We start from the raw sequence: 18,709 nt of genomic DNA on the forward strand, positions 1-18,709 counted from the left end.
ACTTTATTTGCCATTTCCTCAAAATTAATTAACCATTCGCAGGCTTCATACGCGCGGGGGAGACCTGCGCGTCGGCAAGGCTATGGTTTCAGTTAATAACAATAACCGGGAGTACCCGGAATACGGCAAACACAAGAGGATATATGACTGAGAAAAAAGCGGAACTCCAGCGTGGACTGGAGGCCCGGCATATTGAACTGATCGCCCTTGGCGGGACGATTGGCGTGGGGTTGTTTATGGGGGCGGCCAGTACGTTGAAGTGGGCTGGGCCTTCCGTGCTGCTGGCGTACATTATCGCTGGCCTGTTCGTCTTTTTCATTATGCGCTCAATGGGCGAAATGCTGTTCCTTGAGCCTGTCACTGGCTCCTTCGCGGTATATGCGCATCGCTATATGAGCCCCTTCTTCGGCTACCTGACCGCGTGGTCCTACTGGTTTATGTGGATGGCGGTGGGGATCTCGGAGATTACCGCCATCGGGGTCTATGTGCAGTTCTGGTTCCCGGAGATGGCGCAGTGGATCCCGGCGTTGATTGCCGTGGGGCTGGTGGCGCTGGCTAACCTGGCGGCAGTCCGGTTGTATGGTGAAATCGAGTTCTGGTTCGCCATGATTAAAGTCACCACCATTATCGTGATGATCGTTGTCGGGCTGGGCGTCATTTTCTTCGGCTTTGGCAACGGCGGGCACTCCATTGGTTTTGGTAATCTCACCGAACATGGTGGCTTCTTTGCCGGCGGCTGGAAGGGCTTCCTGACGGCGCTGTGCATCGTGGTCGCGTCCTATCAGGGGGTAGAGCTCATCGGCATTACCGCAGGTGAAGCGAAAAATCCGCAGGTGACCCTGCGCAGCGCGGTGGGCAAAGTGCTGTGGCGGATCCTGATTTTCTATGTGGGCGCGATTTTCGTTATCGTCACCATCTTCCCGTGGGATCAAATCGGCTCCAACGGCAGCCCGTTCGTACTGACGTTTGCCAAAATCGGTATTACCGCGGCGGCGGGAATTATCAACTTCGTGGTGCTGACGGCAGCGCTTTCCGGCTGCAACAGTGGGATGTACAGCTGTGGACGTATGCTGTACGCCCTGGCGAAGAACCGCCAACTGCCGGCGGCGATCGGTAAGGTATCGCGCAACGGCGTTCCGGCCGTCGGCGTGGCGCTGTCGATTCTGATCCTGCTGGTGGGCTCCTGCCTGAATTACATCATTCCTAATCCGCAGCGGGTGTTTGTCTATGTCTACAGCGCCAGCGTGTTGCCAGGGATGGTGCCATGGTTTGTGATCCTGATTAGCCAGCTGCGTTTCCGCCGCGTACATCAGGCGGCAATCGCCAGCCATCCGTTCCGTTCGCTGCTGTTCCCGTGGGCCAACTATCTCACCATGGCCTTCCTGATCTGTGTGCTGGTAGGGATGGGGCTGAATGATGAAACCCGGATGTCGCTCTTTGTCGGCATTATTTTCCTGGTTGCCGTCACCCTGATTTATAAGGTGTTTGGCCTCGGAAGACAGGGGCAAGTCAATAATCCGGCTGAATAAGCGTCAAAACGAACAAAGCATGAGCAAACGATAATTTTCTTTAAAAAGGCACTAGACAGCGGGGTAGGAAGTCCGTATTATCCGACCCCGCAACGGCGCTAAGCGCCCGTAGCTCAGCTGGATAGAGCGCTGCCCTCCGGAGGCAGAGGTCTCAGGTTCGAATCCTGTCGGGCGCACCATTAACCCGGTGCTGGAGCTGCGGTGGTTTTAATACCGCGTAAAAGGTTTGCAGTGGTGGCTATAGCTCAGTTGGTAGAGCCCTGGATTGTGATTCCAGTTGTCGTGGGTTCGAATCCCATTAGCCACCCCATTATTTGATAGAGTTGTGAATTTGCGAAGGTGGCGGAATTGGTAGACGCGCTAGCTTCAGGTGTTAGTGTTCTTACGGACGTGGGGGTTCAAGTCCCCCCCCTCGCACCACGACTTTAACGAATTGAACTAAAAATTCAAAAAGCAGTATTTCGGCGAGTAGCGCAGCTTGGTAGCGCAACTGGTTTGGGACCAGTGGGTCGGAGGTTCGAATCCTCTCTCGCCGACCAATTTTGAACCCCGCTTCGGCGGGGTTTTTTGTTTTCTGTCACTTCCTGCCATCACTTATTTCCCTGATTTTGCTGATAAAAAAACTTCTCTTTGCTTAAGAATACGCGTCAGGAAAAATCTCAATTCATCACTGTGGTAGATGCAATTTCCCTGGATCCTGTGCGATAATAATCGGGTAGATGCTCATTCCATCTCTTATGTTCGCCTTTGTGCCTCATAAACTCCGGAATGATGCAGAGCCGTTCTTACGGTGCTTATCGTCCACTGACAGATGTCGCATTTATGCCTCATCAAACACCATGGACATTACGTTGAGTGAAGCACCCAATTTGTTGTCAAACAGACCTGTTTTAACGCCTGCCCTGATTTCAGCGCAGGCGTTTTTTTCTTTCAGGGATCCGTCAATGCGAAGGCGGGGAAGAAGGGGCTATCGCCCCGCAAGAGGCGATAGCAACGGCAGGTTACGGCTGAGGGTTATTCTGCAGCGTCAGCAGCAGACCATCGCGGCGCATAGTGGCCGCTTCCTCCGGCTGATGCAGGCGATCCAGGGCATCCGCCAGCCAGGCGTAATCAAAGGCATCCGGACGTTGCTTAAGCGCGGCGCGGAAGGCGATACTGGCTTCCTGCCATTCGCCATGACGCATCAGCGACTGGCCCAGGGTGCTCCACAGCAGCGGACGGTCGCCAACGGCTTTGATCTGCTGGCGCAGCACTTTCTCCAGCTGTTCCGGGTTATTGGTCTTCAGACGCGGGATCGGCATCACCAGACGGTCATCATACTGTTTCTTCAGACCATCAATGATAATTTGCTGCGCGGTATCGTGATCGTCGCTCTCGATGAGGCGCTCGGCCATCGCCACCTGCAGCGGCACCAGCGCCCGCGTTTTGCGGCTCTGGTTGCGCCACCATTCGCGCAGCCCTTCACTGCCGCCGTCGGCCAGCGCTTTATCCATCAGGCCAATCCAGGCCAGCTGTTCCAGCGCGGCGCGGTGCTCTTCATCGCCGACGTTAGCTTTCGCCATCGACGGAATGATGTCCAGCAGCGACTGCCAGGCGCCGGTGCGGGTGTATGCCTGTTCGGCGAGGCGCAGCACTTCCGGATGACGCGGAGTAATTTCCAGCAGCTTATCGATGCCATGGCGCGCGGCGTGATTTTCATTACGTGCCAGCTGCAGGCGAACGCGGGTGATTTCCACCGGGATCAGGTCATCGCCCGCCAGCTCGGTGGCGCGCTCCAGGTGCTGGTTAGCCCGCGCTTCATCGCCGCGCTGCTGGGCCGCTTCCGCCGCCAGCAGATAGTTCACCACCGGCTGTTCGGCGTGATCGGCATTTTTCGCCATCAGTTTTTCAACCTGCTGGTAATCACCTTCCGCCAGCTTGAGTAGCGCCTGCTCGGTTTGCTTACGCGCGCGACGGCGTTTACGGCCGACAAACCAGCCGCGCGTATGCGCCCCGGTGCGGAAAATGCGGCGCAGCAGCCATTCAATGGCGAACAGCACCACCATGGCGAGGATCAGGATGATCACCAGCCCGGTCACGCTGGTCTCGATATTGTAATTATCGGTCTGGATCAGGACGTAGCCCTGATGCCCGGCGATCATCGGGCCAAGCACAATCCCGGCGATCAACAGTGCGAAGAGTAAAAGAATTTTCAGCATGCGTTACTCTCCTTGCGGCGCAGCAGGGGCGGCCGGTGCAGCAGGCGCGGGTGAGGGCGCACTGCTCGCGGTGACGGCGGGCTGCGCCATCAGGTTGCGCACCCGGGTCTGCATCAGTTTTTCCAGCAACGCCTGGCTCTGCAGCGTTTCCGGTACCGTCATGGTAATGCTTTGCTGACTGAGTTTATCCACCTCGTCGAGGAAGGCTTTGGTGGTCGCGTCTTCGGTATCGTAGTAGGCGCGTACCCAGGTCGAGACGTTATCCAGTGACTGTTTCCAGGTCTCTTCCTGATGGCGTGGCACCGCCTGCGCGGCGACCAGCAGGCGGGAGCGAATATTTTCCCGCAGGTAGATATCCTGATTCGGCGCCAGCAGCGGGACTGCCGTTTCATCACGGCGGCGCACGGTGATAAAGCTGTCCATAAAGTTCTGCCAGCTTTTCTGCAGATTGACGCGCCATTCGCTGATAGAGCTGGAGAGCTCATCGCTATCAGAATCCATCGGCGAATCGTCATCGTTATTATCGGCCAGCCGCAGGTTGTCGATTTGGTTTGCCAGCTGATTAACCTTGAGAATAATGCCGTCGTAATCCACCTGACTCACCGCGGAGAGGGTGGCGATGTCATCGGTGATGGCCCGGCGGGCGCCGATCAGGCTGGGGTCGTTCATGTCGGCGAGGCTGGCGTCGGCGCTTTTCAGCAGCGCGGCGGCGGTGGTGACATCCTGATCGCTCCACAGCTTACGTCCCGCCAGCTTGACGAGGAAGTCGGCCTGGGCCAGCAGCCAGGTTTTGGCATCGCTGCCGGAGATCACGGCGACTTTCTGCTGCAACTCATCAAGCTGTTTAGTCAGGGTTTCCTGCTCGTGTTTGGCCTGGCTCAGCTGGTCGGCCTGCTGTTTGATAATGCCTTCCAGTTCGCTCTTTTGGCTATCCTGCGCTTTTTGCAGTGCCGCAAGCTGGCTTGATAACTCAGACGTGGTTGCGTTTTGCCGCGTGACCTGCTGTTTGTTCAGGCCATACAGGCCGATGCCGGCGGCTATCGCAATGGCGATAGCGATCGCACTGAGCGCCAGGCTGGTTTTGTTGCCAGCCTTGTTCTTATCATTGTTTTCTGGCTGTGGTGTGGTTTCCACGGCCTCCCTGGTCTCTTCAACCACGGCGGATTGATTTTGTTGTTCCGTCATTATGGCTTCCAATGTTGAGAGTTATTGTAATGCGCGTAGCAGCGCATCGTTGTCAGCGTTATCGGCAACCTGAATCTCCTGCCAGCCCAGTTCCCGGGCCTGAAGGGCCAGACGTTCGCTGACAACGACAAGGCGGCAGTGCAGGAGCCACTGTTCGCGATACCATTGCGGTATCAGCGACCACAGCTGCTGCAGCATCTCGCCGCTGGTGACCACCAGCGTGGTGACCCCGCGAGACTGCCAGCGCATCGCTTCTTCTGCGCCATCGTAATGTTTTGCACTACGTTGATAACATTCACAAAATGTGACCCTGGCGCCGCGTTCAGCCAGCGTGGCGCCTAAGAGTTCCCGCCCACCATTGCCGCGTAAGATCAGCGCATTTTTCCCGGCAATGTTTTGTAATTCAGGTAATTGTAGCAAGACTTCGCTAATTTCCCGATCTAACGGATAACGGATGTGCTGCCCGCTGACCGTATGTAGGGCCAGCGCCGTCGTTCGGCCAATGGCAAAATAGTGTGGAGAAGTGGGCCAGGACAGGCCCTGCTGCTGCAGACGGGCATGGGCGAATTCCACCGCATGCTGGGATAGCGCAAACAGCAGGTCGTCGGACCCCAGATGGGCAAGATGGTCGCCCAGCGCGGGAAGCTCCCGGCCAGGCGTAAATTCTATCAGCGGAAAGCTCCAGGCCACGCGTCCCATGGCCCGCAGACGGCTGACCAGCGCTTCCCCTTGCGGGAGTGGACGAGTGACCAGGATGCTCATCGTGGGGCTTCTCCATCATAAACTGCTGCGAGAATGTCGCGGGCGCCGTTATCCAGGAGCTCTTCCGCCAGCGAGATGCCGAGCGCTTCGGCCTGCTCTGCTGGCCCGCGCCGTTCGCCGCGTACCATCTGCGAACCATCCGGGGCGCCAACCAGCGCCCGCAGCCACAGTTCGCCGTTGACGAGTTCCGCATAGCTGCCAATTGGCACCTGACAACCGCCTTCGAGGCGGGTGTTCATCGCCCGTTCGGCGCGCACGCGTACCGCGGTTTCCGCATGGTTGAGGGGCGCTAACAGCGCCTGGGTCCATGCATCGTCAAGACGGCATTCGATACCCACCGCGCCCTGGCCGACGGCCGGCAGGGATTGCTCAGGCGACAGCGGTTGGCGAATTCGCGCCTCCAGTTGCAGGCGCTTCAGCCCGGCGGCGGCAAGGATAATGGCGTCATACTCGCCGTTATCGAGTTTGCCCAATCGGGTGCCAACGTTGCCGCGCAGGGAGCGGATCACCAGATCGGGGCGTTCGGCGGCGAGTTGGCACTGGCGACGTAAACTTGACGTGCCAACGATGCTGCCAGCCGGCAGTTCGTCAATTGAGGCATAGTGATTGGAAACAAACGCGTCGCGCGGATCGTCGCGCTCGCAGATGGTGACCAACCCCAGCCCCTCAGGGAATTCCACCGGGACATCTTTCATCGAATGGACGGCGATATCGGCCCGCCCTTCGAGCATGGCGAGCTCTAACTCTTTCACAAATAAGCCCTTGCCGCCCACTTTTGCCAGGGGCGTATCAAGGATGACATCACCGCGCGTGACCATCGGCACCAGCTCGACGTTCAGTCCAGGATGCGCTTGTTCCAGACGTGCTTTAACATACTGCGCCTGCCATAGCGCAAGCGGGCTTTGCCGTGTGGCAATTTTCAAAACTTTGTCTAACATGCTTGTTACCGTCATTGTCGACCACTATCCATCCTAACATTGTTGTCTTACGGATGTTAGTTTTCACGATTTATGTGGGAGATGGCTCCGGCCGACTCTTTTTTAACCTTTCATGCGCGTGGCGGTTGCCGGAGGCGTAGTGAGGAATTTACAGGTAATAAACGGTGCTACACTTGTATGTAGCGCATCTTTCTTTACGGTCAATGAGCAAGGTGTTAAATTGATCACGTTTTAAACCATTTGTCCGTCCGCTGCTCATCACAACCACACCGACGACGAATGGTGACGGTTTTTGTTGAAATACTGAAATCCTCCGTACTATTGTACTTCGGGTTTTTGAACATCAGGCGATATGTCTTGTACCTCTATATTGAGACACTGAAACAGAGACTGGATGCCATCAACCAATTGCGCGTGGATCGCGCGCTTGCTGCCATGGGACCCGCTTTCCAGCAGGTTTACAGTCTACTGCCAACGTTACTACATTATCATCACCCGCTGATGCCGGGTTACCTTGACGGTAACGTTCCCCGTGGCATTTGCCTCTACACGCCTGATGAAACCCAACGCCACTATCTTGAAGAACTGGAACTGCATCGCGGCATGCAGACCCAGGAGCCGCCGAAAGGCGAGTTGCCGATCACCGGCGTCTACTCGATGGGCAGTACTTCCTCCGTTGGTCAGAGCTGTTCTTCCGATCTTGATATCTGGGTATGTCACCAGGCCTGGCTGGATAGCGAAGAGCGCCAGCTGCTGCAGCGAAAATGCAGCCTGCTTGAGAGCTGGGCGGCATCGCTCGGCGTGGAAGTCAGCTTCTTCCTGATCGACGAAAACCGCTTCCGTCATAATGAAAGTGGTAGCCTCGGCGGCGAAGACTGCGGTTCGACTCAGCATATCCTGTTGCTCGATGAGTTCTATCGCACCGCGGTGCGTCTCGCCGGCAAGCGTATTCTGTGGAATATGGTGCCGTGCGATGAAGAAGAGCATTACGATGATTACGTCATGGGGCTGTATGCCCAGGGCGTGCTGACGCCTAACGAATGGCTCGATCTCGGCGGCCTCAGTTCACTGTCGGCGGAAGAGTACTTCGGCGCCAGCCTGTGGCAGCTGTATAAGAGTATCGACTCCCCCTATAAAGCAGTGCTGAAAACGCTGCTGCTGGAAGCCTACTCCTGGGAATATCCCAATAACCGCCTGTTGGCGAAAGATATCAAACAGCGTCTACACGACGGCGAGATTGTCTCCTTCGGCCTCGACCCGTACTGCATGATGCTGGAGCGCGTGACTACCTATCTGCAGGCCATCGAAGATGAAACCCGCCTCGACCTGGTACGCCGCTGCTTCTATCTGAAAGTCTGTGAAAAACTCAGCCGCGAACGCGCCTGTGTCGGCTGGCGTCGCGAAGTCGTCAGCCAGCTGGTGAATGCCTGGGGCTGGGACGAAAAGCGTCTAATGATGCTCGACAATCGCGCCAACTGGAAAATCGATGAAGTGCGCAAGGCGCACAACGAACTGCTCGACGCCATGATGCAGAGCTATCGTAATCTGATCCGCTTCGCGCGGCGCAATAATCTCAGCGTCTCCGCCAGCCCTCAGGATATTGGCGTGCTGACGCGTAAGCTGTATGCGGCTTTTGAAGCGCTGCCGGGGAAAGTGACGCTGGTGAACCCGCAAATTTCGCCGGATCTGTCGGAACCGAACCTGACCTTTATCCACGTGCCGCCGGGCCGCGCCAACCGTACCGGTTGGTATCTGTATAACCGCGCGCCGGATATGGAATCGATCATCAGCCATCAGCCGCTGGAATATAACCGTTATCTTAATAAGCTGGTGGCCTGGGCCTGGTTTAACGGCCTGCTGACCTCACGCACCCGCCTGTTTATTAAGGGCAACGGCATCGTCGATCTGGCGAAGCTGCAGGAGATGGTGGCCGACGTGTCGCACCATTTCCCACTGCGCCTGCCGGCGCCGACGCCAAAAGCGCTGTACAGCCCGTGCGAAATCCGCCATCTGGCGATTATCGTCAACCTCGAATATGACCCGACCGCGGCTTTCCGCAACCAGGTGGTGCACTTCGATTTCCGTAAGCTGGATGTTTTCAGCTTTGGCGAAGAGCAAAAATGCCTGATCGGCAGCGTCGACCTGCTGTATCGCAACTCGTGGAACGAAGTGCGTACGCTGCACTTTAACGGCGAGCAGGCGATGATCGAAGCGCTGAAGACGATTCTCGGCAAAATGCATCAGGACGCCGCGCCGCCGGACAGCGTGGAGGTGTTCTGCTATAGCCAGCACCTGCGCGGCCTGATCCGTACCCGCGTGCAGCAGATGATCTCCGAATGCATCGAACTGCGTCTCTCCAGTACCCGCCAGGATACCGGGCGCTTCAAAGCGCTGCGCGTCTCCGGCCAGACCTGGGGGCTGTTCTTCGAGCGTCTTAACGTTTCGGTGCAGAAGCTGGAAAACGCCATTGAGTTCTACGGCGCTATCTCGCACAACAAGCTTCATGGCCTGTCGGTACAGGTGGAAACCAATCACGTTAAGCTGCCGGCGGTAGTGGACGGCTTCGCCAGCGAAGGGATTATTCAGTTCTTCTTTGAAGACGCGGATAACAACGACAGCGGCTTTAACATCTATATTCTTGATGAGAGCAACCGCGCGGAGGTGTATCACCACTGCGAGGGCAGCAAAGAGGAGCTGGTGCGCGACGTCAGCCGCTTCTATTCATCATCGCACGATCGTTTCACCTACGGCTCCAGCTTTATCAACTTCAACCTGCCGCAGTTCTATCAGATTGTCGAGGTAGACGGGCGCACCCAGGTGATCCCATTCCGCACCCAGGCGATTGCCGCTGCGATACCCACCAGCCAGGACGTTACCGCCTCGCCGGTACTGCAGCAGCGCTACTCGTAGATTTGGCCCGGATAAGGCGTGAGCCGCTATCCGGAGATATGCCCTGCTGGCGCTGCGCTTAGCAGGGCTACGGTTCTATGTCGTCAGGTAGCCCGGATAAGGCGCGAAGCGCCGCCATCCGGGAAACACGTCATTAACGGAAGCTCACCGTCTCACCGGCCTGATTGCTCGCCGCCTGCTCCAGCAAATCCCAGAAGGTCTCGCCGCTACGATCGCAGATCCACTCGTCGCCTTTGAGATCAAAATGGTAGCCGCCCTGTTTGGTGGCCAGCCACACCTGGTGCAGCGGCTCCTGACGGTTAATAATGATTTTGCTGCCGTTTTCAAAGCTGATGGTCAGCACGCCGCCGTTGATTTCGCAATCGATGTCGCTGTCGCCGTCCCAGTCGTCCAGACGTTCTTCGATGGTCATCCACAGGCTATCCGCCAGGCGATGGAATTCACTGTCGTTCATAGTTATATACCCTAAATAATTCGAGTTGCAGGAAGGCGGCGACGCAGGGAGTCCCAGGAGCTTACTCCAGTAAGTGACTGGGGCGAGCGAGGAAAGCCAACGTACATGCAGCTTGAATTATAACGGGTATAGCCTGCTTTTTTGAAGATGGCGGCAGTATAGCGCGAAACAAAAGCGCGCGCAGTCGGATGCTAAACGCTTGCTTTTACGTCTTCTCCTGCGATGATAGAAAGCAGAAAGAATGAATCACGGGCAACTATCAATGAAAAACGTTTTTCCTACGCTTGCCGTTTTGTTTGCGATCTTCAGCCTGACCGGCTGCGGTCTGAAAGGGCCTCTCTATTTCCCGCCGGCGGACAAAACCGCGCCGCCGCCGACCAAACCGGTTAACCCAGGCATTCAGAGCGCAACGCCGGATCGTAACGATCGTGGCGATACCGGTGGTCCGAGCCAGGTCAATTACTAACGATAACGTTCTGTTCCGCGCAACTGGAGTAGATGATGCAGTTCTCTAAAATGCATGGCCTTGGCAACGATTTTATGGTCGTTGACGCGGTAACGCAGAATGTTTTTTTCTCGCCGGAGCTGATTCGCCGCCTGGCGGATCGCCACCTTGGCGTCGGGTTCGATCAACTGTTGGTCGTCGAGCCGCCCTACGATCCCGATCTGGATTTCCATTACCGGATCTTTAACGCCGACGGCAGCGAAGTGTCGCAGTGCGGCAACGGCGCGCGCTGTTTTGCCCGCTTTGTCCGGCTGAAAGGCCTGACCAATAAACGTGATATCCGCGTGAGTACGGCCAATGGGCGTATGGTATTAAGCGTAACGGAAGACGATCTGGTGCGGGTGAATATGGGCGAGCCCAACTTTGAGCCGTCCCAGGTGCCGTTCCGCGCCAACAAAGCGGAAAAGACCTATATCATGCGTGCCGCCGAGCAGACAGTATTGTGCGGTGTGGTTTCCATGGGGAACCCACACTGCGTTATCCAGGTGGATGACGTGGATACGGCGGCCGTGGAAACGCTGGGCCCGGTGATGGAAAGCCACGAGCGTTTTCCGGAGCGCGCCAATATCGGCTTTATGCAGGTGGTCGGCCGGTCCCATATCCGTCTGCGCGTCTACGAGCGCGGGGCGGGGGAAACCCAGGCCTGCGGCAGCGGCGCCTGCGCCGCGGTGGCGGTGGGGATCCAGCAGGGGCTGCTGGCTGAAACAGTACGTGTGGAATTACCCGGCGGTCGTCTTGATATCGCCTGGAAAGGCCCGGGCCAGCCGCTGTTTATGACCGGCCCGGCGGCCCATGTCTATGATGGATTTATTCATTTATGAAACCAATCGGGGAAGAACAGCAGGAGGTTGCCAGCGCGTTGAACGATCGTGCGGTGGTGGACTATCTGTTGCAACATCCTGAATTTTTTATTCGTAATGCCGCCCAGGTCGAACATATCCGCGTCCCGCATCCGGTCCGCGGTTCGATTTCGCTGGTGGAGTGGCACATGATGCGGGCGCGTAACCATATTCATGTGCTGGAAGAGAATATGTCGCTGCTGATGGAGCAGGCGGTCACCAATGAAAGCCTGTTCCAGCGCCTGCTGCAGCTACAAACGCGGCTGGCGGCTGCGGAGAGCCTCGACGATATGCTCAACCGCCTTCATCGCTGGGCTCGCGAACTGGGGCTGGCTGGCGCTACGGTGCGCCTGTTCCCTGACAGCTGGCGCCTCGGCGCGCCATCGAAGTTTACCCATCTGGCGTTAAACCGGCAGGCGTTTGAGCCGATCCGTATTCAACGTCTGGGCCAGGCGCGCCACTATCTTGGGCCGCTGAACGGTCCGGAGCTGCTGGTGGTGCTACCGGAAGCGAAGGCCATTGGATCCGTGGCGATGTCGATGCTGGGCGGTGATAACGCTCCGGGCGTGATGCTCTTTAGCAGCCGCGATGCGCAGCATTATCAGTCAGGGCAGGGGACGCAGTTGCTGCAGGAAATTGCGCAGATGCTCCCTGGCCTGCTGGAGCGCTGGATTGAACGCGCATGACCGACTCTCCGCTGTTCGCCTGGGTCGACCGCTTCCTGCGCTATCTCGGCGTTGAGCGTCAGCTTAGCCCGATTACGCTGACTAACTACCAGCGTCAGCTGGACGCGTTGATCGCCCTGGCGGATGAGGCTGGGCTGAAAAGCTGGCAGCAGTGCGATGCCGCTCAGGTGCGTAGCTTTGCGGTTCGCAGCCGCCGTGCGGGTTTAGGCCCGGCGAGCCTGGCGCTGCGGCTTTCCGCCCTGCGCAGTTTCTTTGACTGGATGGTCAGTCAGGGCGAGCTGGCCGCGAACCCGGCGAAGGGGATTGCGGCGCCGAAAATTCCCCGCCACTTGCCGAAAAATATTGACGTCGATGACGTCAATCGGCTGCTGGATATCGACCTCAACGACCCACTCGCGGTGCGCGACCGGGCGATGCTGGAAGTGATGTACGGCGCAGGTCTGCGTCTGTCGGAGCTGGTCAACCTTGATATTAAGCACCTCGACCTTGAAAGTGGAGAGGTTTGGGTGATGGGCAAAGGCAGCAAAGAACGTCGTTTGCCGATCGGTCGCAACGCGGTGACGTGGATTGAGCACTGGCTGGATTTGCGCGGCCTGTTCGGCACTGACGACGACGCGCTGTTTTTGTCGAAGCTGGGTAAGCGCATTTCGGCTCGCAACGTGCAGAAGCGGTTTGCCGAGTGGGGGATTAAACAGGGGCTGAACAGCCATGTGCACCCGCACAAGCTGCGCCACTCCTTTGCCACCCATATGCTGGAGTCCAGCGGCGATCTGCGCGGCGTGCAGGAGCTGCTGGGCCATGCTAACCTCTCCACCACTCAAATCTATACCCATCTTGACTTTCAACACCTTGCCTCGGTGTACGATGCCGCGCATCCGCGCGCTAAACGGGGGAAATAATGCGTTTTTACCGACCTCTGGGCCCGATCTCCGCGCTGACGTTTGACCTGGACGACACCCTTTATGATAACCGCCCGGTGATTGACCGGACGATGCACGAATCGCTGGCCTTTGTGCGCAATTACCATCCGTCGCTCAGCCAGTTTGACGCCCATGAGCTTAACCAGCTGCGCCAGACGCTGCTGGCTTCCGAGCCTGAGATCTACCACGACGTCACTCTCTGGCGCCACCGCGCGCTGGAGTTAGGGATGCGTAACGCCGGACTCTCCGCCGAAGCGGCGAAAGCGGGCGCTGAGGCGGCGATGGAAAACTTCGCGCACTGGCGCAGTCGGGTCGATGTTCCGCAGGAGACCCACGATACGCTGGCGAAGCTGGCACAGAAGTGGCCGCTGGTGGCCATCACCAATGGTAACGCCCGCCCGGAGCTGTTCGGCCTGAGCGACTATTTCCGCTTCGTGTTGCGTGCCGGTCCGGATGGTCGTTCCAAGCCATTTGCCGATATGTACCACCTGGCGGCGGAGCGTCTGGATTTACCGCTCGGGCACATTCTGCACGTCGGCGATGATCTGACGACCGACGTTGCTGGTTCGCTGCGCTGCGGGATGCAGGCCTGCTGGATCAAACCGCAAGGCGCGGACCTGATGCACACCGCGGACAGCCGCCTGCTGCCGCATATTGAAATTTCACGGTTGGCATCTCTGACCTCGCTGATATAATCACCAGTCACTCTGTATATATTAACAGGGGTTCGTGGAACCCCTTCTCTTCCGGCGGTGCCAATGGACGTTTCTTACCTGCTCGACAGCCTTAATGACAAACAGCGTGAAGCCGTAGCCGCTTCGCGCACCAATATGCTGGTTCTGGCAGGGGCGGGCAGTGGCAAGACGCGCGTTCTGGTGCACCGTATTGCCTGGCTGCTGAGCGTGGAGAACTGCTCGCCGTACTCAATTATGGCGGTGACCTTTACCAACAAAGCGGCGGCGGAAATGCGCCACCGTATCGGCCAACTGATGGGCACTACCCAGGGCGGCATGTGGGTGGGCACCTTCCACGGCCTGGCGCACCGCCTGCTGCGTGCGCACCATCTGGACGCCAACCTGCCGCAGGATTTTCAAATCCTCGATAGCGAAGACCAGCTGCGTCTGCTGAAGCGTCTGATTAAGGCGATGAACCTGGACGAGAAGCAATGGCCGCCGCGTCAGGCGATGTGGTACATCAACAGCCAGAAAGATGAAGGGCTGCGCCCGCATCACATTCAGAGCTACGGCAACCCGGTGGAGCAGACCTGGCAGAAGGTCTATCAGGCCTACCAGGAAGCCTGCGACCGCGCCGGGCTGGTGGATTTCGCTGAGCTGCTGCTGCGTGCGCACGAGCTATGGCTGAACAAGCCGCATATCCTGCAGCACTACCGTGAGCGTTTCACCAATATCCTCGTCGATGAATTCCAGGACACCAACAACATCCAGTACGCCTGGATCCGCCTGCTGGCGGGCGATACCGGCAAGGTGATGATCGTCGGCGATGATGACCAGTCGATTTACGGCTGGCGCGGTGCGCAGGTTGAGAACATTCAGCGCTTCCTCAACGACTTCCCCGGCGCGGAAACTATTCGCCTGGAGCAGAACTATCGTTCAACCAGCAATATTCTTAGCGCTGCCAACGCCCTGATTGAAAACAACAACGGGCGCCTGGGCAAGAAACTGTGGACCGACGGCGCCGACGGCGAGCCGATTTCGCTGTACTGCGCCTTCAACGATCTCGATGAAGCGCGCTTCGTGGTGAACCGAATTAAAACCTGGCAGGAGAACGGCGGTGCGCTGGAGCAATGCGCCATTCTCTATCGCAGTAACGCCCAGTCGCGCGTGCTGGAAGAAGCGCTGCTGCAGGCCAGCATGCCGTATCGTATCTACGGCGGTATGCGCTTCTTCGAACGTCAGGAAATCAAAGATGCACTCTCTTATCTGCGCCTGATTGCCAACCGTAACGACGATGCAGCGTTTGAGCGGGTGGTCAATACGCCGACTCGCGGCATCGGCGATCGTACGCTGGACGTGGTGCGCCAGACGTCGCGCGATCGTCAGCTGACGCTATGGCAGGCCTGCCGCGAGCTGCTGAAAGATAAAGTGCTGGCTGGCCGTGCCGCCAGCGCTCTGCAACGCTTTATGGAGTTGATTGACGCCCTGGCGCAGGAGACCGCCGATATGCCGCTACATGTCCAGACCGATCGGGTGATTAAAGACTCCGGGCTGCGCGCGATGTATGAGCAGGAGAAAGGCGAGAAGGGTCAGACCCGTATTGAAAACTTAGAGGAACTGGTGACGGCGACGCGCCAGTTCAGCTACAACGAAGAAGATGAAGACCTGATGCCGCTGCAGGCGTTCCTCTCCCACGCCGCGCTGGAAGCGGGCGAAGGGCAGGCGGATACCTGGCAGGACGCGGTTCAACTGATGACCCTGCACTCGGCGAAAGGGCTGGAGTTCCCGCAGGTGTTTATCGTCGGCGTCGAAGAAGGGATGTTCCCGAGCCAGATGGCGCTTGATGAAGGTGGCCGTCTGGAAGAAGAGCGTCGTCTGGCCTACGTTGGCGTAACGCGCGCCATGCAGAAGCTGACGCTGACCTACGCCGAAACCCGCCGTCTGTACGGCAAAGAGGTTTATCACCGCCCGTCGCGCTTTATCGGGGAGTTGCCGCAGGAGTGCGTAGAAGAAGTGCGTCTGCGGGCTACGGTGAGCCGCCCGGTAAACCATCAGCGGCTGGGCGCGCCGATTGCCGAGAGCGATACCGGCTACAAGTTAGGTCAGCGGGTGCGTCATCCGAAGTTTGGCGAAGGCACTATTGTCAACCTCGAAGGCAGCGGCGAGCACAGCCGGCTGCAGGTGGCTTTTCAGGGCCAGGGAATCAAATGGCTGGTGGCGGCTTACGCACGGCTTGAGGAAGTGTAACATTAAGAAAAATATCATTATTTTGTAATAATCTGCTACCTTTATACGTTAAGGCGCCTGATTTGCGCTTTCGCGTTCCGTTGCGTGTTGACGCCGATTTTGCGCTGGCGTAACATGCGCGCACGATTACGCTAAGAGGACATTCGCCTTGGACACACCCAGTAGATGCTGGCTCAACTTCCTGTCATTCAGGAACAACTCCTAAGGCTATCCTCTTATGCTGATAGCCTTAGCGGTTGTCAGCGACCTGCCCCATTCCCGTCGCGCTGAGTCAGGCTTAATGGTCTGAAACCCAATTTGTTTCTGTGTGCCCACCGAACTGTCCGATAATTTTTTTGCATTGGGAGTCCCGGTCATGCTGAGCGCATTTCAACTGGAAAACAATCGTTTAACGCGCCTGGAAGCCGATGAGATCAAGCACCTCGCCAGCTCGGTGTGGGTCGATCTGGTCGAGCCTGACGACGATGAGCGAAGCCGCGTGCAGACGGAACTGGGTCAGAACCTGGCGACGCGCCCGGAACTGGAAGATATCGAAGCCTCCGCGCGTTTCTTTGAAGATGAAGATGGGTTACACATCCACTCCTTCTTCTTTTTTGAAGATGCCGAAGATCACGCTGGCAACTCTACCGTGGCGTTTACCATCCGCGAAGGCCGCCTGTTCACGCTGCGCGAGCGCGAACTGCCCGCTTTCCGCTTGTACCGTATGCGCGTGCGTAACCAGACGCTGGTCGACGGTAACGCCTATGAACTGCTACTCGACCTGTTCGAAACCAAAATCGAGCAGCTGGCGGATGAAATTGAAAACATCTACAGCGACCTGGAAAAGCTGAGCCGCGTGATTATGGAAGGCCATCAGGGCGACGAGTACGACGAAGCGCTGTCGACGCTGGCGGAACTGGAAGATATCGGCTGGAAGGTGCGCCTCTGTCTGATGGATACCCAGCGCGCGCTGAACTTCCTCGTGCGTAAGGCGCGCCTGCCGGCAGGCCAGCTGGAGCAGGCGCGGGAGATCCTGCGTGATATCGAATCCCTGCTGCCGCACAACGAATCGCTGTTCCAGAAGGTGAACTTCCTGATGCAGGCGGCGATGGGTTTCATCAATATCGAGCAGAACCGCATCATCAAGATCTTCTCGGTGGTGTCGGTGGTGTTCCTGCCGCCGACCCTGGTGGCGTCCAGCTACGGGATGAACTTTGAATTTATGCCGGAGCTGCACTGGAGCTTCGGCTACCCGGGGGCGATCGTCTTTATGATGCTGGCCGGCCTGGCGCCGTATCTCTACTTCAAGCGTAAAAACTGGCTGTAAAAAAAGGGAGCGTCGGCTCCCTTTTTTACTGGCTGAGGGAGGCTTAGCCTCTGCGCAGCCGGCGCTGGGTATACAGCGCATCGACGATAAACACCGCCAGCGCGACCCAGATAAAGCCAAAGGTCACCATTTTATCCTTGCCCGGCACTTCGCCGTAGAACGTCACCGCCAGCAGGAACATCAGTGTCGGACCGATGTACTGGAAGAAACCCAGCGTCGACAGGCGCAGGCGGGTTGCCGCGCCGGTGAAGCACAGCAGGGGAATGGTGGTTACCACGCCCGCGGCCATCAGCAGTAGATTGAGCGACCAGGGGTTTTCCCCCATATGGCTGGTCGGGCTATCGGTGATGCCGAACAGCCAGATTGCCGCCACCGGCAGAAGCCACAGTGTTTCCACCAACATACCGGTCTGCGCGTCGACAGCAATTTTCTTCCGCACCAGGCCGTAAAAGGCAAAGCTGAAGGCCAGTCCAAGGCCGATTATCGGCAGAGAACCAAAGGTCCACAGCTGCACCAGCACGCCGCAAAAGGCGAGGATCACCGCCAGCCACTGCAGGCGACGGAAGCGTTCGCCGAGGAAAATCATGCCTAACAGAATGTTCACCAGCGGGTTAATAAAGTAGCCGAGGCTGGCTTCCAGCATATGGTGGTTATTCACCGCCCAGATGAAGAGCAGCCAGTTGCCGCCGACCAGCACCGCAGAGAGCGCCAGCAGGAAGATCTTGCGCGGCGTCTTCAGCAGCTTTTTCACCTGCGGCCACTGGCGGCTGACGCTGATGAGCGCCACCATGAAGAAGAAGGACCAGATCACGCGATGGGTCAGAATTTCATCGGCGGGAACATAGTAGATAAGTTTGAAGTACGCTGGCGCGATACCCCATATAAAGTAGGCGGCGAGGGCCAGAATGATCCCTAACCGCGTCTGTTTCGCATCCATCGGTAAAATCCATTGCCAAAGAGAGTGATGTTACTCGATTTTGGCCAATCAACCCACCATATAGGTGGCCGTAGCGCTGGCAATATAGACCTGAGCTTCGTTATGCAGTTCCACGCGGGCTACCGCCACTTTATTGCCGGCGCGCAGCAGGCTGCTGGTGGCGGTAAACCGTTCGCCGCGGCCCGGACGCAGGTAGTCCACGCGCAGGTCGATGGTTCCCATGCGGGAGAGGCGCTGACGCAGCTCTTCTTCGTTGATGGTGTCATGGCGGGTGAGGGTGCTACCGACGCAGACCAGACCAGCGGCGACGTCCAGCGCGGAGGCGATCACTCCGCCATGCAAAATACTCTGCGCCCAGTTGCCGACCATCATCGGCTGATTATTAAAGCTGAGCTGGGCAAACGCTTTTTCATAGCGATCCAGTTCGAGGCCGAGGGCGCGGTTAAACGGCATGTGATAGACGAAAATCTCCCCCACCAGTTTCAGCGCTGCTTCGGCAGTAAGTTCAGACATAACACCGGTTCCATTCGTTAACAAAATGTTGATTTTATGCTTCTAAAATATTGATTTCCACTTTCGGAGCGGATTAAGGGGCAGGTGATTAATAAACAGGTAGAAT

General features: G+C 57.5%; 17 protein-coding genes and 4 tRNA genes. 14 read left to right on the top strand and 7 right to left on the bottom strand.

Annotation, left to right across the window (positions count from 1 at the left end; all coding sequences use genetic code 11):
- The first annotated feature begins 143 nt into the window (after positions 1–143).
- The 5 genes from thrP to CWM61_RS26190 all read left to right on the top strand — a co-directional run bounded on the left by thrP (position 144) and on the right by CWM61_RS26190 (position 2,068).
- Positions 144–1,529, top strand: a complete 1,386-nt coding sequence (gene thrP, locus CWM61_RS26170; protein WP_100632176.1) for a bifunctional threonine/serine APC transporter ThrP — start codon at positions 144–146, stop codon at positions 1,527–1,529.
- A gap of 102 nt (positions 1,530–1,631) precedes the next feature.
- Positions 1,632–1,708 (top strand) — tRNA-Arg (locus CWM61_RS26175).
- 55 nt (positions 1,709–1,763) lie between these two features.
- A tRNA-His gene (locus CWM61_RS26180) sits at positions 1,764–1,839 on the top strand.
- 23 nt (positions 1,840–1,862) lie between these two features.
- Positions 1,863–1,949, top strand: a tRNA-Leu gene (locus CWM61_RS26185).
- A gap of 42 nt (positions 1,950–1,991) precedes the next feature.
- Positions 1,992–2,068, top strand: a tRNA-Pro gene (locus CWM61_RS26190).
- A gap of 462 nt (positions 2,069–2,530) precedes the next feature.
- Here CWM61_RS26190 and hemY read toward each other — a convergent pair.
- The 4 genes from hemY to hemC are packed head-to-tail and all read right to left on the bottom strand — an operon-like array spanning position 2,531 to position 6,612.
- Entirely contained in the window at positions 2,531–3,727 is a 1,197-nt protein-coding gene (hemY, locus tag CWM61_RS26195; RefSeq protein ID WP_061156196.1) for a protoheme IX biogenesis protein HemY, read from the bottom strand.
- A 3-nt stretch (positions 3,728–3,730) separates the two neighbouring features.
- The gene (gene hemX, locus CWM61_RS26200; RefSeq protein WP_074387411.1) at positions 3,731–4,912 is read right to left on the bottom strand and encodes a uroporphyrinogen-III C-methyltransferase; all 1,182 of its coding nucleotides are present in this window, start codon (positions 4,910–4,912) and stop codon (positions 3,731–3,733) included.
- A 21-nt stretch (positions 4,913–4,933) separates the two neighbouring features.
- Positions 4,934–5,674 (bottom strand): uroporphyrinogen-III synthase, encoded by a 741-nt coding sequence (hemD, locus tag CWM61_RS26205; protein ID WP_061156194.1) that lies wholly within the window; start codon positions 5,672–5,674, stop codon positions 4,934–4,936.
- Complete coding sequence (gene hemC / locus CWM61_RS26210) at positions 5,671–6,612, bottom strand: hydroxymethylbilane synthase (RefSeq protein ID WP_061156193.1); 942 nt, start codon at positions 6,610–6,612, stop codon at positions 5,671–5,673. The genes hemD and hemC overlap by 4 nt, the downstream gene beginning before the upstream one ends.
- 357 nt (positions 6,613–6,969) lie before the next feature.
- Here hemC and cyaA point away from each other — a divergent pair, with 357 nt between their 5' ends.
- Positions 6,970–9,522, top strand: coding sequence for a class I adenylate cyclase (gene cyaA, locus CWM61_RS26215; RefSeq protein WP_002883383.1), 2,553 nt, complete (start codon positions 6,970–6,972; stop codon positions 9,520–9,522).
- Between the two features lie 133 nt (positions 9,523–9,655).
- On the opposite strand, the gene cyaY is transcribed toward cyaA, so the two are convergent.
- Positions 9,656–9,976 carry an iron donor protein CyaY gene (cyaY, locus tag CWM61_RS26220; protein ID WP_061156192.1) on the bottom strand — a complete coding sequence of 107 codons (321 nt, stop codon included), beginning with the start codon at positions 9,974–9,976 and terminating at the stop codon, positions 9,656–9,658.
- A gap of 262 nt (positions 9,977–10,238) precedes the next feature.
- Between cyaY and lptM the strand changes: the two genes are divergently transcribed.
- The 8 genes from lptM (at position 10,239) to corA (ending at position 17,153) form a co-directional block, all read left to right on the top strand.
- Positions 10,239–10,442, top strand: coding sequence for an LPS translocon maturation chaperone LptM (gene lptM / locus CWM61_RS26225; RefSeq protein WP_002883392.1), 204 nt, complete (start codon positions 10,239–10,241; stop codon positions 10,440–10,442).
- Positions 10,443–10,477: 35 nt separating this feature from the next.
- Positions 10,478–11,302 carry a diaminopimelate epimerase gene (gene dapF / locus CWM61_RS26230; protein ID WP_002883394.1) on the top strand — a complete coding sequence of 275 codons (825 nt, stop codon included), beginning with the start codon at positions 10,478–10,480 and terminating at the stop codon, positions 11,300–11,302.
- Positions 11,299–12,006: a DUF484 domain-containing protein gene (locus CWM61_RS26235; RefSeq protein WP_061156191.1), complete on the top strand. Its 708-nt coding sequence runs from the start codon at positions 11,299–11,301 to the stop codon at positions 12,004–12,006. The genes dapF and CWM61_RS26235 overlap by 4 nt, the downstream gene beginning before the upstream one ends.
- On the top strand, positions 12,003–12,905 hold the full coding sequence (gene xerC, locus CWM61_RS26240) for a tyrosine recombinase XerC (RefSeq protein ID WP_074387410.1): 903 nt from the start codon (positions 12,003–12,005) through the stop codon (positions 12,903–12,905). The genes CWM61_RS26235 and xerC overlap by 4 nt, the downstream gene beginning before the upstream one ends.
- Entirely contained in the window at positions 12,905–13,621 is a 717-nt protein-coding gene (gene yigB, locus CWM61_RS26245) for a 5-amino-6-(5-phospho-D-ribitylamino)uracil phosphatase YigB (protein WP_074387409.1), read from the top strand. The genes xerC and yigB overlap by 1 nt, the downstream gene beginning before the upstream one ends.
- A gap of 63 nt (positions 13,622–13,684) precedes the next feature.
- Positions 13,685–15,847, top strand: coding sequence for a DNA helicase II (gene uvrD, locus CWM61_RS26250; RefSeq protein WP_074387408.1), 2,163 nt, complete (start codon positions 13,685–13,687; stop codon positions 15,845–15,847).
- Positions 15,848–15,995: 148 nt separating this feature from the next.
- A complete protein-coding gene (gene ysgD / locus CWM61_RS30260; RefSeq protein WP_349815745.1) occupies positions 15,996–16,052 on the top strand; it encodes a YsgD/CorL family protein in 57 nt (18 codons plus the stop codon).
- Positions 16,053–16,202: 150 nt separating this feature from the next.
- Positions 16,203–17,153 (top strand): magnesium/cobalt transporter CorA, encoded by a 951-nt coding sequence (corA, locus tag CWM61_RS26255; protein ID WP_012543234.1) that lies wholly within the window; start codon positions 16,203–16,205, stop codon positions 17,151–17,153.
- A 43-nt stretch (positions 17,154–17,196) separates the two neighbouring features.
- Here the strand turns inward: corA and rarD are convergent, their stop codons facing one another.
- Positions 17,197–18,090, bottom strand: coding sequence for an EamA family transporter RarD (rarD, locus tag CWM61_RS26260; protein ID WP_002883402.1), 894 nt, complete (start codon positions 18,088–18,090; stop codon positions 17,197–17,199).
- Between the two features lie 48 nt (positions 18,091–18,138).
- Positions 18,139–18,603: an acyl-CoA thioesterase YigI gene (gene yigI / locus CWM61_RS26265; RefSeq protein WP_061156187.1), complete on the bottom strand. Its 465-nt coding sequence runs from the start codon at positions 18,601–18,603 to the stop codon at positions 18,139–18,141.
- Positions 18,604–18,709 lie beyond the last annotated feature (106 nt).

The organism is Klebsiella sp. K-Nf6, assembly GCF_002806655.1.
Taxonomy (GTDB): Bacteria; Pseudomonadota; Gammaproteobacteria; order Enterobacterales; family Enterobacteriaceae; genus Klebsiella; species Klebsiella variicola.

Bases quoted from the DNA above. Each gene is read 5' to 3' on its own strand.
- cyaY (WP_061156192.1), bottom strand. From the start codon at position 9,976: ATGAACGACAGTGAATTCCATCGCCTGGCGGATAGCCTGTGGATGACC.
- yigB (WP_074387409.1), top strand. From the start codon at position 12,905: ATGCGTTTTTACCGACCTCTGGGCCCGATCTCCGCGCTGACGTTTGAC.
- hemY (WP_061156196.1), bottom strand. From the start codon at position 3,727: ATGCTGAAAATTCTTTTACTCTTCGCACTGTTGATCGCCGGGATTGTG.
- xerC (WP_074387410.1), top strand. From the start codon at position 12,003: ATGACCGACTCTCCGCTGTTCGCCTGGGTCGACCGCTTCCTGCGCTAT.
- hemD (WP_061156194.1), bottom strand. From the start codon at position 5,674: ATGAGCATCCTGGTCACTCGTCCACTCCCGCAAGGGGAAGCGCTGGTC.
- hemC (WP_061156193.1), bottom strand. From the start codon at position 6,612: ATGTTAGACAAAGTTTTGAAAATTGCCACACGGCAAAGCCCGCTTGCG.
- corA (WP_012543234.1), top strand. From the start codon at position 16,203: ATGCTGAGCGCATTTCAACTGGAAAACAATCGTTTAACGCGCCTGGAA.
- thrP (WP_100632176.1), top strand. From the start codon at position 144: ATGACTGAGAAAAAAGCGGAACTCCAGCGTGGACTGGAGGCCCGGCAT.
- CWM61_RS26235 (WP_061156191.1), top strand. From the start codon at position 11,299: ATGAAACCAATCGGGGAAGAACAGCAGGAGGTTGCCAGCGCGTTGAAC.
- lptM (WP_002883392.1), top strand. From the start codon at position 10,239: ATGAAAAACGTTTTTCCTACGCTTGCCGTTTTGTTTGCGATCTTCAGC.
- hemX (WP_074387411.1), bottom strand. From the start codon at position 4,912: ATGACGGAACAACAAAATCAATCCGCCGTGGTTGAAGAGACCAGGGAG.
- uvrD (WP_074387408.1), top strand. From the start codon at position 13,685: ATGGACGTTTCTTACCTGCTCGACAGCCTTAATGACAAACAGCGTGAA.
- yigI (WP_061156187.1), bottom strand. From the start codon at position 18,603: ATGTCTGAACTTACTGCCGAAGCAGCGCTGAAACTGGTGGGGGAGATT.
- dapF (WP_002883394.1), top strand. From the start codon at position 10,478: ATGCAGTTCTCTAAAATGCATGGCCTTGGCAACGATTTTATGGTCGTT.
- rarD (WP_002883402.1), bottom strand. From the start codon at position 18,090: ATGGATGCGAAACAGACGCGGTTAGGGATCATTCTGGCCCTCGCCGCC.